The organism is Salinilacihabitans rarus (assembly GCF_024296665.1).
GTDB lineage: Archaea > Halobacteriota > Halobacteria > Halobacteriales > Natrialbaceae > Salinilacihabitans > Salinilacihabitans rarus.
In genome coordinates this window covers 2,720,476-2,733,516 of record NZ_CP100762.1, presented here as the reverse complement: position 1 = coordinate 2,733,516, position 13,041 = coordinate 2,720,476, and the positions used below count along the sequence as shown (strand labels likewise).

Below are 13,041 nucleotides of genomic sequence, written 5' to 3'. Positions count from 1 at the left end.
CGACAGACCGAAACCCCCGCGGCGCCTACTGGGAGCGGGCGGCGGTGACGAGGAGTTACCCCCTCCGAGCCCCTTGTGACGAGGGCTTCACCCCGAGCCGCCCGCTCTCATTCGCAGGAAGTTTGAACCTTCACACTCCCGTAGCGGCGCGCATGGACGTCAAGCGACTCGGCGTACACGACTCGGTCGCGGCGGTCTTCCCGCCGGAGGAACTCGCGGACGACCTCGCCGACCTGCCCGTCGACGTGGCGGTCGTCGGCGACGACGGGGTCGCCTCCCGCGACGCGGTCGTCACCCTCGAACACCGCGAGGCCTTCCGCGACCTCGCGTGGGTCCACTCGATCCAGGCGGGGGTCGACCGGTTCCCGTTCGACGCCTTCGAGGAGCGCGGCGTCGCCCTCACCAACAGCACGGGGATCCACGGCCGGACGGTCGGGGAGACGGTCGCGGGCTACCTGCTCGCGTTCTCCCGGCGCCTGCACCGCCACGTCGCGAACGGGACCGAACGCCGCTGGGACCAGCCCGAGTGGGACGAGGCGTTCACCCTCCCCGGGAAGTCGGCCTGCGTCGTCGGCACCGGGACCCTCGGGAGCGGCGTCGCCGACGTGGTCGGCGCGCTCGGCGTCGAGATCAGCGGGGTCAGGCGCACGCCGGAGCCGGTCGACGGCTTCGACGAGATCTACGCGACCGACGACCTCCACGCCGCGATCGGCGACGCGGACTTCGTCGTCGTCACGCTGCCGCTGACCGACGAGACCGAGGGGCTGTTCGGTCCCGCGGCGTTCGAGGCGATGGACGAGGACGCCTACTTCGTCAACGTCGGCCGCGGCCCCGTCGTCGACGAGGCGGCGCTGGTCGACGCCGTCGAGGCCGGCGAGATCGCCGGCGCGGCGCTCGACGTCTTCGAGACCGAACCGCTCCCCGAGGCGTCGCCGCTGTGGGGGCTAGACGAGGTGATCGTCACGCCCCACTGCGCGGCGTTCACCCGGGACTACCACCGCGACGTCGCCGACATCGTCCGCGAGAACGTCGCGCGGATCGACCGCGGCGAAGACCTGTACAACCGGGTGGTGTGAGCCGTCGATCGGCAGGCCGACCTGTCGGAACGAGGGGTATCAGTCCCCCGCGTCCGTTCGATCGTCCATGGTGACGATCCGGCCCGCGAGACCCGAGGACGGCGACGCGCTCGTGGCGGTCCACGTCGCCGCGATCCGCGAACTCGGCGCCGCGGCCGACGACGACGAGTCGGTCGACGCCTGGGTATCGTTCGATCCGCCGGTACCTCCACTCGCTCGAAGCCCGTTTCCCGCCCGTCGGCTCCGGCGGACCGTCCTTAGAACACGATGCCCACGGAGACTGGTTCGGAGCGTTCGTTTCGGATCTCGAGCGTCTCGTCGAACTCCGGCGGGTCCTCGAACCCGCTCGGACAGCCGGAAAAGAGCGACAGTGCGCCCGGGCGGAGTGACGGAGGAGCGAACGCCGATCACGTGTTCGGCTCCACCACCTGTTGCAAATACGTCCTTCTTTGGAGGAGAACGCGGCACGCGGGCGGTCAGAACAGGAACTGGAACTCCATGACGAGCACGCCGACGCCGATCAGCAGTGCTGGCCCGATCGTATCGTCGACGTCGGTGTCGTGTGTGCCGGCGGCCCCCTTCGCGAGGATGAAGACGCTCCACGCGACGACCAGCAGCGTCAGCACCGTCGAGACGGCGGTCGTCGACTCGTCGACGGTCTCGAGCTGAGTCGCCATAACGGCCGGGTCCGAGCCGTCGAACGACAGCCCCTCGACGTAGCGACGGGCGTCGGCGTACTTGACGGGGAGCGCGAGGAGGTTCGGCGCGTACGCCCACCCGGCGACGGCGATCGCGTCGCCGAACGATCCGCTCTCGCCGTCGCCGCTCAAGTAGTGCATGATCGCGGCGACCACCAGCAGCGCGACGATCGCGGTGATCACGAGGAAGACGACCATCGTCCCCATGACGCTGTTCAACGCGGCTTCGAACTCCGCGGACGCGTCGTCGACCTGGGCGAAGAGGAGGTCGGCGAGCACGTAGGTGAGGACGGTCGAGCCGACGACGTAGAGAGCGAACACGCCCAGCGCGGGCGTCAGGGTCGATCTCCGGCTCTCGAAGTACGCTTTCGGGCGGAAGAGCGGCGTTCGCGGGGCCATACGATCGGCGTCGAAGTGACAGAATATAACTCTTCCCAATTGATCGACGAGAGCGCAGTCACGCGTCCGCCGCGAGGCACGAGCGGACGCCGCGGACCGCCCTGCAGTTCACCGCGAGCGAGTCCGCCCGCGGACGAGCGAGCCGACGATCGACGTGGAGGGCCGCTCCGCGGCCCGGAACGGAGAGGAGTGCTTCTGGTCGAAACGTTACCGAGAGACGTCGCGCTGGTGGCTCCGTCACACGGCGCGACGGACCGCAGCGTAAAACTTCGGTTCTAGAAGAACTTGAACAGGTCGTCCCGGCCCTGCTCGTGGAGGTGGGTCCGGACGGCCTCGGTCAGCGGTTCGATCCGCCCGCGTGTGGCGGTGATCGGCGCGATGGTGTCCTGCCACTGCTTCCACGGCGGCAGGAGTCCGAGGCGGTCACAGAGGTCGTTCAGGCGCTCGTCGCGGTCGTCGACCTTGTCCATCTTGTTGACGGCGACCACGACGGGGATTTCGAGGTCCCGGAGGAAGTGGAACATCTCGACGTCGTAGGGGATCGAGTCGGGGCCGGAGTGGCGGTCGATGATGTCGACGACGCTCTTGCCGTCGACGACGAGGACGCCGACGAGGACGTGGTCGGCGTACGCCTCGAGGTAGCGGACGATGCCGGTCTTGATCGCCTCGCGGCGGTCCTCGTCGACGCCGCTCATGAAGCCGAAGCCGGGAAGGTCGGTGAGCACGAAGTCCTCGGGCGCCCAGTCGTAGTGGTTCGGCTCGCGGGTGACGCCCGGTTTGCCGCCGGTGTCGAAGCTGTGGCCGGTCAACTCGCGCATGAGCGTCGACTTGCCCACGTTCGAGCGGCCGACGAGGACCACCTCGGCCTCGCGGTCCGGACGGGTGTCGAACATGCCTGCCAGTAGGGAGGCGGCCAGTTATAAGGGCCGCGACGGGCGTCGCCCCGCGCCGACCGGACGGTCCCGCTGCCGTACCCCGAAGTTATGAGCCCGGGCCCCGTCGGTCAGGCAAATGCGGCTCGTACAGCTGACGGTGCCCGCCGGCAAACGCCAGACGATCCTCGAGACGCTCGACGAGCGAGGGATCGACTACGTGGTGACCGACGAGGACAGCGGCCGGGAGTACACGGCGGTGGTCTACTTCCCGCTCCCGTCGTCGGCCGTCGAACCCGTCCTCGACGAACTCCAGGAGGCGGGCGTCGAGGAGGACGCCTACACGGTCGTCCTCGACGCCGAGACGGTCGTCTCCCGTCGGTTCGATGCGCTGCGCGAGGAGTACGAGACTGGCGACGTCGAGTCCGAGCGCATCTCGCGACAGGAGCTACGGACGGAGGCCGAGGAACTCACGCCGACGCTGGGGATCTACGTCACGATGACGGTCGTCAGCGCGGTGGTGGCGACCGCGGGGCTGTTGCTCGATTCGCCCGCGGTGGTCGTCGGCTCGATGGTGATCGCGCCGCTGATCGGCCCCGCGCTGGGCGCGAGCGTCGGCTCGGTGATCGACGAGGAGGAACTGTTCTCCCACAGCGTGAGCTACCAGATACTCGGCGTGATCGTCGCGATCGCTTCGGCGGCGGTCTTCGCGTGGACGGTCCAGATGCTCAACGTCGTCCCGCCGGGGCTGAACATCACCGAGGTCGGCGAGATATCCGAGCGGCTCACCCCGGACCTGCTCTCGCTTGCGATCGCGCTCGGGGCGGGCGTCGCGGGCATCGTCAGCATCTCGACGGGCATCTCGGTCGCCCTCGTCGGCGTCATGATCGCCGCGGCGCTCATCCCGCCGGCCGCCGCCGCCGGCATCGCCCTCGCGTGGGGCAATCCCAGCGCCGCCATCGGCGCGACCGCGCTCGTGTTCGTCAACCTCCTCTCGGTCAACCTCGCGGGCCTCGTCACCCTCTGGTACGCCGGCTACCGGCCCGAACACCTGTTCGAACTCGGACCGACCCAGCAGCGCGTCCGGCGGCGCATCCTCGCCCTCGTCGCCGCCGGCCTCCTCTTCTCGGCGCTGCTCGCCGGGATCACCTACGCGTCGTACACGAACGCGAGCTTCGAGCAGAACGCACGCGAGGAGGCACAACTCGTCCTCTCCGAAGAGCGATACGAGGAGTACGAGTTGCTGAACCTCGAGGTCACCCTGAACGACGACTTCCCGATCCGCGGCCCCGAGCGCGTGATCGTCACCATCGGCGGGCCGCCCGGCGCGGCGTCGCCCGAACTGGCCGAGGAACTGACCGCGCGGATCGACCGCCACGCCGACGACGGCGTCGAGATCGAGGTGCGGTTCGTCGACGTGATCCAGCGCTGATCGCGGGCGCGAGGGGGCTGCATGGCCGAGGCTTTTCCCCCTCGCCGTCGACTACCGTCCGTGCGCGTCCTCAACGTCGTCGTTCCCGCGGATCGCCGCGACGCCGCCCGCGAGGCCCTCGAAGAGCACGAGTTCACCGTCACCGCCCTCGAAGTCGCCGGTCGGGAGGGGGTCCTCCTGCAGACGCCGGTGCCGAGCAACGCCGTCGGCGACGCGCTCGACGCGCTCGAAGCGGCGGGGGTCGCGACCGACGAGTACACGGTCGTCGCGAGCGGCGAGGCGGCGATGACCGCTACCTCGGAGACGATCGAACGGCGCTACGTCGGCGAGTACAAGCCGCTGACGGGCGTCGAACTGCGAGCGAAGGCGCGCGACCTGAGCCGCGATCGGGGCTCGTACGCGGCGCTGATGATCCTGAGCGCGCTCATCGCCACCGCGGGGTTGCTGGTCGACTCGCCGGCGATCGTCGTCGGCTCGATGGTGATCGCGCCGATCATCGGCCCCGCGCTGACAGCGAGCGTCGGCGCCGTCACGGGCGACCGCGAGATGATCGCCGACAGCCTCTGGATGCAACTGTACGGCCTCGGGCTGGCGGTCGCCGCCGGGGCGGTCCTCGCGGCGGGGTTCCGGTTCGGCGGCTTCGTCCCCGCGCCGCTTTCGCTGCCGTCGCTCGACCTCTTCGGCGTCCGCCTCGCGCCCAACGCGCTCTCGCTGGTCGTCGGCGCCGCCGCCGGCACCGCCGCCGGCATCGGCCTGACGACGAAAGGCCCCACCTCGATCATCGGCGTCATGATCGCCGCCGCGCTCATCCCGTCGGCCGGCGCGGCCGGCATCGCCGTCGCCTTCCTCGAACCGGAACTCGCGATCGGCACCACCGTCTTGCTGGTCGTCACGATGGTCGTCATCAACGTCTCGGTGCTCACGGTGCTGGTGGTCCTCGGCTACCACGAGCGCGAGCGGCCCTCCCCCGGCGGCAAGTTCGAGTGGTCGCGGGCGACGGTTGCGGCGCTCGGCCTCGTCGTCGCCGCGGTCACGCTCGCGGTCGTCGGCGCGACCGTCCAGCAGACGATGGTCGACCGCGAAATCCAGCGGGCGGCCGACGAAGCCCTCGAAGAGTCGGGCCACGAGAACCTCACCGCGGTCTCCGTCCGCGTCGAGTACGCCGACATGTCGCCGTTTACCGGCCCGCGCGAGGCGACGGTCGTCGTCGCCCAGGACGGGGCGGCCGCGCCGGACGAACTGGCCGCCGACGTCGCCGAACGCGTCGAGCGGCGGACCGGGGAGGCGGTCACCGTCCGGGTCGAGACCGTCGAGTACGAGTCCGCGAGCGCCGGGTGAGCGGGCCCGCTCACCGATTCAGCAGGCGATCGAACAGGCCGGAGCGGTCGGCCTCGGACTCGGCGTCGTCCGCGCCGCCGAGTCGCCGCCGGATCCACGTCCGCGGCCCGCCGATCCGCCTGACGACGTACGACGGGAAAAACAGCGCGAACGCACCCAGCGCGAAGAAGCTGATGCCGACGGCCGGCTGACCGGTCCGGGCGAACTCGACGCCGACGACGAACATCGGCCCGGCCATCGACATCCCGACCGCGAGTTCGATCATCGTGAGGGTTCCAACGGTGCGCATATCAACGTTCGAACGGGAGTTCGGGTTCGTAGTCGATCGCCTCGACGGCCGCGTCGAGCACCGCCTCGACGTTCTCGCCGGTCTCGACGCTCATGTGGTAGTCGACGTCGGCGTCGACCTCCCGGGAGCGGTCGGCCTTGTTCGCGACCGTGAGCGTCGGCACCCCCGAGAAGCGGTCCGCGATGTCCTCGCGCAGTTCCAGTTGGGAGTCGAGGGGGTAGCCACACTCGCCGCTGGGATCGAGCAGGACGAGCACGCAGTCGGCGAGGTGCTCCAGCGCGCTGACCGCCTGCGACTCGATCTCGTTGCGCTCCTCCGGCGGCCGGTCGAGCAGCCCCGGCGTGTCGACGATCTGGTACCGGACGTGGTCGCGCATCGCGGACCGTTCGGTCCGCTCCGATTCGGCGGACAGGTCCGCCCCCTCGAAGTGGCCGAGGCCGATCCCCTTCGTCGTGAACGGGTACGACGCCGTCTCCCCGCGGGCGTTCGTGACCGCGTTGACGAACGACGACTTGCCGACGTTGGGGTAGCCCGCTACGACGATCGTCGGCGCCTCGGGGTCGATGTCGGGCAGGTCGCGCAGGTCGTTTCGCGCCTCGTTGATCGCGCGCAGGTCGTCGTCGACCTGCTCGACGACGTCCGCGAGGCGGGCGAACGCCTGCTTGCGGTGCTTGCGGGCGGTGTCGACGTCGGTCTTGCGCAGTTTGGGCTGGTACTCCTCGTGGATCTCGCGGGCCTTGCGGCTGGCCCACATCACCTCCGAGAGGTGCTGGCGCAACTCGTCGACGTCGACGATGGCGTCGGCGAGTTCGTAGTAGAACGGGTGGACCTCCGCCTCGTAGCCGAAGTCGGGCCACGCGGTCACCACGTTCTCCAGGTTGTCCGAGACGATGTTCGACGCCGTCTGGAGCATCGACTGCTGGGCCTCGAGGCCCCGACGCGCCCTGCCGGCCCGCGCCGCCCGCGAGAACGCCTTGTCGATCAGCTCTTCCGACGTCGGCGTCGTCGGAAGGTCCTCGAAAATCATGGCCGCGAGTACGTGACGCGATCATAAAAGGCCGTTCGTTACGCGACGAGTCCTCAGGGCTTACCTTGGTCGACGCCCTACCGCCGGTATGACGAACTGGCGTGCCGTCCTCATCGGCTTCGTCGTCGCGACCGCCATCGGAATCGTCGGTCTGGCGTTACCGGGGCTCGGCCAGCTCACCGCCGGCGTCGTCGGCGGCTTCGTCGCCGGCTACCTCGCCGGCGGCGGCCTCGGCAACGGCTTCTGGCACGGCCTGCTCGCCGGCGCGCTCGGCGGCATCCTGTTCGGGTTCCTCGTCGCCCTGGTCGTCAGCCTCGCGGGGTGGATCGGCGGCCCCCTCGGCGGCGCGCTCTCGGGTCTCGCCGGACTCGGCATCTTCGGCGCCGCCGTGGTCGTCTCGCTCGTCCTCGCGCTCGAAAGCGCCGTCGCGGGCGCGCTCGGCGGCGCGCTCGGCCCCGACCGATCCGGCTACGCCGACGGGCGGGCCGACCGCTACTGACCGTCAGGCCGACGCCATCTGCCGACAGCTCTCGGCACACTCCGGCAGGATCTCGGCGCAGGCCTGACAGTGGTCGTGGTCGTGTCGGGCACACTCCTCGGCGCACTCCTCGCAGAGGTCCGCACAGATCGCCGCCAGATCCGCGTGGTAGCCCGAGTTGCGCGCCATGAACCGGGCGTGCAGCGACGTCACGTCCGCGACGTCCCGGCAGAGCCGGATACAGCGGGCCATCCCCTCGCCCTCGTCGGCGCAGGCGTCCGCACACCACTCGCAGACCTGCGCGGCCTCGAGGCAGTTGTCGATACACTCCTGCATGTGGTCGTCGGCGTGTTCGAGTTGCTGGAGCGCCATCGCACGTGACGGTCACCGCCGCCGGGGATCAAACTCGCCCGGGCGAGTGCAGGGACCGTCGGGACTCCGGGACCGAAATCGTAAGCGAGAACGGATAGCTCGCCGACGCGCCGTCGCCGCGGTCGCCCCACTCGACCGACAGCGAGGTCTCGACGACGTACGCGCCCGCGTCGAACCCCCACTCGGGACGGGCCTCGTACGTCTCGGAGGTCGGCTCGCCGGGGTCGAGGGTGGTCGTGAGGCCGATGTCGTTGACCGCGACGCTCCCCCCGGTCTCGTCGACGTGGACGTGGTCGCTCGCCTCGTACGCGTCGCTCCAGAGGAGCGCGCGTTCGTCGCCGTCGGCCGGAACGGCGTTGAGGACGCCGAACGGCGCCGGCGCGCCGCTGAAGATTCGAACGTCCTCCCGGTCGGTCTCGACCGCGAGCGCGAGCGAGCGGTCCGCCTCGTCGACGTCGCGGACCGCGACGGTCACGGGCACCGCCTCGTGGTCGATCTCGCGGAGTTCCGGTTCGTAGACGCGGTCCTCGAGGCGGACGTAGCCCTCGTCGGCGACCGCCTCGCGCAGGCCCGCCGGGAGGTCGCGGACCTGCGCCGTCCGCCGTTCGGCCGCCTCGCGCAGGAGGTCGGCGACCGCGTCGGGATACGCCGCGACGTCCGTCACGGGCGCGCCGTAGCGCTCCTCGGGCGGGACCGCTTCCAGTTCGATCCAGTACGGGGGCTCGCCTTCCTCGTACGCGTACGCGAGTTCGACGTACCCCTCGGGCGCCGGGCCGTCGTCGCCGTCGTCGGGGTAGGCGACGTGGTCGTACGTCTCGAGGAAGGCGTCGAGTTCCCCGTCGAGGGCCGTCGCGCGGTAGGTCTCGCCGGTGGGACCGTCGCGGCGGACGACCGTCACGACCGCGCCGACGATCTCGCGGTTGTCGACGCCGAGGGCGCGGATCCGGTCGTCCATCAGGCCGATCGTCCGGTCCGGGTCGACCTCGCGCTCCGGGACCTCGGTCCCCGAGACGACGTGTTCCGGCATCTTCCGGTCGACCTCGTAGATCGTCCCGTCGACCTCGACGTACTGCAGTCGAAACAGCCCGTCGAGGAGGGCCTCGTCGGGGTCGGCCGTCTCGTACCGGTCCGCCTCGATCGCCGTCTCGACGGCCGCGGCCGCCGCGTCGTTCAGGTCGGCCGCGGGCGTGACCGCGTTCGCCCGCGCGACCTCGGGGAGGCGCTCGTCCATCGAGACGACGTACGGCGGCCGGTCGAGGTCGACGGCGAAGGTCGCCCCGTCGTCGTCGGCCCCGTTCTCCGCCGGATCGTTCGCGTTCGAGGGCTCCGAGAGACAGCCAGCGGCGGCACAGACCGCCGTCGTCGCGAGGAGTCGTCGTCGTCGCATGGCCGAGACGACGGTCGCCCCGTCAAAGTCCGTTCGGGTAGCTGAAACGATCGTTTCACCTCGGCCGCCGTGGGCGCCGGCGGTTACTTCCCGCCGGCGACCGTATTCGGGACGATGCCCGGGCGACGCCGCGGACGCCTCCTCAAGCGCGTCCAGCCGCCGCCGCGGCTCGTCGACTGGTCGCTGCTCGCGCTCGTCTGCGTCGAGGTCGCGAGCGGCCTGCTCTCTTTCACCGTCGGGACGCCCGACGGGTGGTACGTCTTCCGGCTCCACCGCGTGGTCGGGATCACGCTCGTCTTCCTGCTCGCGTTCAAGCTCTCCCGGGTGCGCGGGCGGCTGCTGAACCGCGACCGATGGCGGCCGACGACCGCCCTGTCGGTCCTGACCGCCGTCGCCGCCCTCGGCGCGCTGGCGACGGGGGTCGCCTGGGTCGTCGGCGTCGTCGGCCCGGAGACGCGAATCGCCTACTGGACGCTGCTGAGCGTCCACGTCGGCTTCGGGCTGGCGCTCGTCCCGCTGGCGCTTGCCCACCTCGCGACGCGCTTCCGGCGCCCCCGCCGGGTCGACTTCGAGGGGCGGCGCACGGCGCTGCGGTTCGCGGGGCTGTTCGTCGCCGGCGCGGTCCTCTACCGCCTGCAGGAACTCGCGAGCGCCACGCTCGGGACCGGCGGCGCCGAGCGGCGGTTCACCGGGTCGCGGCCAGTCGAGGACGAGGGCGACGGCAATGGGAGCTTCCCCGTCACCTCGTGGGTCGCGGACGACCCCGATCCGATCGACCGCGCGGCGTGGTCGCTCGTCGTCGACGGCCTCGTCGAGACGCCGCTCGACCTCGATTACGGATCGCTCGACCCGGACGCCGAGCGCGAGGCGTTGCTCGACTGCACGAGCGGCTGGTACGCCGTCCGGGAGTGGCGTGGCGTCCGCGTCGGCGACCTGCTCGACCGGGCGGGACCGCCCGCGGAGGCGTCACACGTCCGGTTCGTCTCCACGACCGGCTACCGGTGGACGCTACCGATCGAGGAGGCCCGCGACGCCCTCGTGGCGACCCACGTCGGCGGCGAGCGACTGAGCCACGGCCACGGCGCGCCGGCGCGGCTGGTGGCCCCCGGCCGACGGGGGTTCCAGTGGGTGAAGTGGGTCGTCCGCGTCGAGGTGCGCGACCGGGACGACCCGGCCCAGTGGCTCGTGACGTTGATCAGCGGTTTCGACTGAGAGGGGTCAGCGTCGCGCCTCCAGTTCCGCCTCGAGTTCCTCGATCCCCACCTCTTTCATCGAGAGCAAGACGAGCAGGTGGTAGACGATGTCGGCGGCCTCGTGGGTGATCTCGTCGCTGTCGTCGTCTTTGGCCGCCAGCACCAGTTCGGTCGTCTCCTCGCCGAGTTTCTCCAGCACCGCGTTCTCGCCTTTCTCGTGGGCGAACAGCGAGGCGGTGTAAGAGCCCTCGGGCAGCGTTTCCTTGCGGTCTTCGATCACCGCGAACAGCTCCGCGAGCGTGTCGTCCATCTACAGGTCACCGGGTACCTCGCGGATGTCTTCCAGTTGCTCGAACTTCCCCCTGTCGTCTCGGCCGCTCTCGAAGACGGCCTCGGTGACCTCGATGGGGGCGTTCGTCCGGGCGGCGAGCGCGAGCGAGTCGCTCGGCCGGGCGTCGATCACGACGGAGGTTCTGGGCGTCTCGACGTGGAGGTCGGCGATGTAGGTCCCGCCCTGCCCGTCCTCGCGCTCCTCGATTTCGCTGACGACGACGCGATCGATCCGGCCGCCGAGTTCCTCCATCACGTCGAGCAGGAGGTCGTGGGTCAGCGGCCGCCCGATGTCCTCGGCTTCGAGCCCGCGGGCGATGCTGGTCGCCTCCTCGAACCCGATGAAGATCGGCACCACGTCCTCCTCTCCCTCGACCGCGAGCACGAGCACGGGCACCGGTCCCTGCGGGGTGCCCGCGACGCGCACCGCGTCGATTGACGCATTCATGGGCGCACGAACGGGGGCGAGGGAGAAAAGTCTGGTCGCCCGGCCAGCCGTCGGGCGGCGCCCGCGGTCACTCCCCCGCGCCGTCCCCGAAAAGCGCGAGGTCGTGGAGCCGCGGGTCGGCCGTCAGTTCGGGGTGAAAGGAGGTGCCGACGACGGGGCCGTCGCGTACCGCGACCGGCCGGCCGTCGACCGTCGCGAGCACCGAGGCGTCGCCGACGGACTCGACGACCGGCGCGCGGATGAACACCGCCGGGAACGGCTCGTCGAGGCCGTCGACCTCGATCGACGCCTCGAAGCTGTCCCGCTGGCGGCCGAAGGCGTTGCGCCGGACGGTCACGTCGACCAGCCCCAGCGGGTCGACGCGCTCGTCGCCGGCGTCGCGCGAGGCGACGATCAGCCCCGCACAGGTCGCAAGGAGGGGCTTTCCCGCGGCGACGTGGGCGCGAATCTCGTCGGCGATCCCCTCCTCGCGGACGAGCCGCGAGATGGTCGTCGACTCGCCGCCCGGCATCGCGAGGACGTCGCAGTCGGGGACGACCCCCGCCTCGCGAATCTCGCGGACGGTGACCGCCTCGCCCCGGGCCGCGCCGGCCCGGCGAACGGCGTCGGCGTGCTCGGAGACGTCGCCCTGGACGGCGACGACGCCTGCGGTCAGTGACATGCGACGGGGTAGGGAGAGGACGGTGAAAAAGGCCGCGTCGCGCCGCGCGGCTCCGATTCGCGCGGCTCGCGGCGCAGCGGCTCGGCGACGCGGGTCGGGTTCGAGCGGGGACGGGCGGTCGGCGGGCCGGTCTACGAGACGAACGTCAGCAACTGGACGAGCACGCCCAGCAGGACGCCGGTGGCGATGACCGTCTTCGGGTCGATGCGGATGGCGTTCGTGTCCTCTGCGTCGAAGTACCGGACGAGCCCGGCACTGGACATCAGCCCGCCGGAGTTCTCTCCGCGGTCCATGTCCGAACTTTCGTACCCCCGGCACTAAAGCTTTCGACCCGGGTTCGGACCGGTCGAGGCCCTCGACTGCGGCCGGCGGGAGTCGGGCACTTTCATTATAGATACCGTCCGACAGCCGACTATGGCGAGCACGGACACGGACCTCGTCGACGACGTCCGCTCAGCGACGGGATGTGGACGCTCCCGCCGACCGGCGAGTCGGCCGTCGAGTACCTCACGGCCGCCGTCGAGCGCCAGACCGGGACGCTGATCGACGGCACGTTCCTCGGGTGGCTCGGGGACGAGACCTGACCGCCCGGAGGCGTGGGTCACGGCCCACCGCGGCCGCCGGCCCGTTCGACGGCGGTCAGAGCGGACCTGCGGCAAGCACACACTGGTGAGAAACGCTTATCCGCGGCGCGCGGGAAAGGTCGATGAACGGTATGACTGTCACGCTCAAGGACTTCTACGCGGACTGGTGTGGCCCCTGTAAGACCCAGGACCCGATCCTCGACGAACTGGAGGAGGACTGGGAGGGGCGCTTCGAGGTCGAGAAGGTAAACGTCGACGAACAGCAGGACGTCGCCAACGAGTACCAGGTGCGCTCGCTACCGACGCTCATCATTGAGAACGAGGACGGCGTCGTCGAGCGCTTCGTCGGCGTCACCCAGCGCGAGGCCATCGAGGAAGCCCTCGAGTCCGCCGGTGCCTGACCGGCAGTCGGGGGACGTTTTCACCGGATCGCTCGAAGGGGAACGGCCCGCGTCCG

At 70.6% G+C, this 13,041-nt stretch carries 16 protein-coding genes; 6 read left to right on the top strand and 10 right to left on the bottom strand.

Going from position 1 to position 13,041, the window contains the following annotated elements:
• Positions 1-152 precede the first annotated feature (152 nt).
• A complete protein-coding gene (gene ddh, locus NKG98_RS14320; protein ID WP_254766591.1) occupies positions 153-1,076 on the top strand; it encodes a D-2-hydroxyacid dehydrogenase in 924 nt (307 codons plus the stop codon).
• A gap of 476 nt (positions 1,077-1,552) precedes the next feature.
• Here the strand turns inward: ddh and NKG98_RS14315 are convergent, their stop codons facing one another.
• Positions 1,553-2,173, bottom strand: coding sequence for a YIP1 family protein (locus NKG98_RS14315; RefSeq protein ID WP_254766590.1), 621 nt, complete (start codon positions 2,171-2,173; stop codon positions 1,553-1,555).
• Positions 2,174-2,448: 275 nt separating this feature from the next.
• A complete protein-coding gene (engB, locus tag NKG98_RS14310) occupies positions 2,449-3,066 on the bottom strand; it encodes a GTP-binding protein EngB (protein ID WP_254766589.1) in 618 nt (205 codons plus the stop codon).
• A gap of 118 nt (positions 3,067-3,184) precedes the next feature.
• Here engB and NKG98_RS14305 point away from each other — a divergent pair, with 118 nt between their 5' ends.
• Together NKG98_RS14305 and NKG98_RS14300 are read left to right on the top strand one after the other, a co-directional pair.
• Positions 3,185-4,477: a TIGR00341 family protein gene (locus tag NKG98_RS14305; protein WP_254766588.1), complete on the top strand. Its 1,293-nt coding sequence runs from the start codon at positions 3,185-3,187 to the stop codon at positions 4,475-4,477.
• Positions 4,478-4,537: 60 nt separating this feature from the next.
• Positions 4,538-5,815 (top strand): DUF389 domain-containing protein, encoded by a 1,278-nt coding sequence (locus tag NKG98_RS14300; RefSeq protein ID WP_254766587.1) that lies wholly within the window; start codon positions 4,538-4,540, stop codon positions 5,813-5,815.
• Positions 5,816-5,825: 10 nt separating this feature from the next.
• Here NKG98_RS14300 and NKG98_RS14295 read toward each other — a convergent pair whose 3' ends face one another.
• Positions 5,826-6,080: a hypothetical protein gene (locus NKG98_RS14295; protein ID WP_254766586.1), complete on the bottom strand. Its 255-nt coding sequence runs from the start codon at positions 6,078-6,080 to the stop codon at positions 5,826-5,828.
• Positions 6,081-6,105: 25 nt separating this feature from the next.
• A complete protein-coding gene (locus NKG98_RS14290; protein WP_254766585.1) occupies positions 6,106-7,131 on the bottom strand; it encodes an NOG1 family protein in 1,026 nt (341 codons plus the stop codon).
• A gap of 88 nt (positions 7,132-7,219) precedes the next feature.
• On the opposite strand from NKG98_RS14290, the gene NKG98_RS14285 reads away from it, so the two are divergent.
• A complete protein-coding gene (locus NKG98_RS14285) occupies positions 7,220-7,630 on the top strand; it encodes a DUF5518 domain-containing protein (protein ID WP_254766584.1) in 411 nt (136 codons plus the stop codon).
• A 3-nt stretch (positions 7,631-7,633) separates the two neighbouring features.
• Here NKG98_RS14285 and NKG98_RS14280 read toward each other — a convergent pair whose 3' ends face one another.
• Positions 7,634-7,981, bottom strand: a complete 348-nt coding sequence (locus tag NKG98_RS14280; RefSeq protein WP_254766583.1) for a four-helix bundle copper-binding protein — start codon at positions 7,979-7,981, stop codon at positions 7,634-7,636.
• 28 nt (positions 7,982-8,009) lie between these two features.
• Positions 8,010-9,368, bottom strand: coding sequence for a DUF8130 domain-containing protein (locus NKG98_RS14275; RefSeq protein WP_254766582.1), 1,359 nt, complete (start codon positions 9,366-9,368; stop codon positions 8,010-8,012).
• 114 nt (positions 9,369-9,482) lie between these two features.
• Between NKG98_RS14275 and NKG98_RS14270 the strand changes: the two genes are divergently transcribed.
• The gene (locus tag NKG98_RS14270) at positions 9,483-10,580 is read left to right on the top strand and encodes a molybdopterin-dependent oxidoreductase (RefSeq protein WP_254766581.1); all 1,098 of its coding nucleotides are present in this window, start codon (positions 9,483-9,485) and stop codon (positions 10,578-10,580) included.
• A 6-nt stretch (positions 10,581-10,586) separates the two neighbouring features.
• Here the strand turns inward: NKG98_RS14270 and hisE are convergent, their stop codons facing one another.
• The 4 genes from hisE to NKG98_RS14250 form a co-directional block, all read right to left on the bottom strand.
• Positions 10,587-10,871, bottom strand: a complete 285-nt coding sequence (gene hisE / locus NKG98_RS14265; protein WP_254766580.1) for a phosphoribosyl-ATP diphosphatase — start codon at positions 10,869-10,871, stop codon at positions 10,587-10,589.
• Positions 10,872-11,339: a bifunctional nuclease family protein gene (locus NKG98_RS14260; protein ID WP_254766579.1), complete on the bottom strand. Its 468-nt coding sequence runs from the start codon at positions 11,337-11,339 to the stop codon at positions 10,872-10,874. It lies immediately after the preceding gene.
• 67 nt (positions 11,340-11,406) lie between these two features.
• Positions 11,407-12,000, bottom strand: coding sequence for a pyridoxal 5'-phosphate synthase glutaminase subunit PdxT (gene pdxT, locus NKG98_RS14255; RefSeq protein WP_254766578.1), 594 nt, complete (start codon positions 11,998-12,000; stop codon positions 11,407-11,409).
• 131 nt (positions 12,001-12,131) lie between these two features.
• Positions 12,132-12,293, bottom strand: a complete 162-nt coding sequence (locus NKG98_RS14250) for a preprotein translocase subunit Sec61beta (protein ID WP_254766577.1) — start codon at positions 12,291-12,293, stop codon at positions 12,132-12,134.
• A 422-nt stretch (positions 12,294-12,715) separates the two neighbouring features.
• On the opposite strand from NKG98_RS14250, the gene trxA reads away from it, so the two are divergent.
• Positions 12,716-12,985 carry a thioredoxin gene (gene trxA, locus NKG98_RS14245; RefSeq protein ID WP_254766576.1) on the top strand — a complete coding sequence of 90 codons (270 nt, stop codon included), beginning with the start codon at positions 12,716-12,718 and terminating at the stop codon, positions 12,983-12,985.
• The last annotated feature ends 56 nt before the right edge of the window (positions 12,986-13,041 follow it).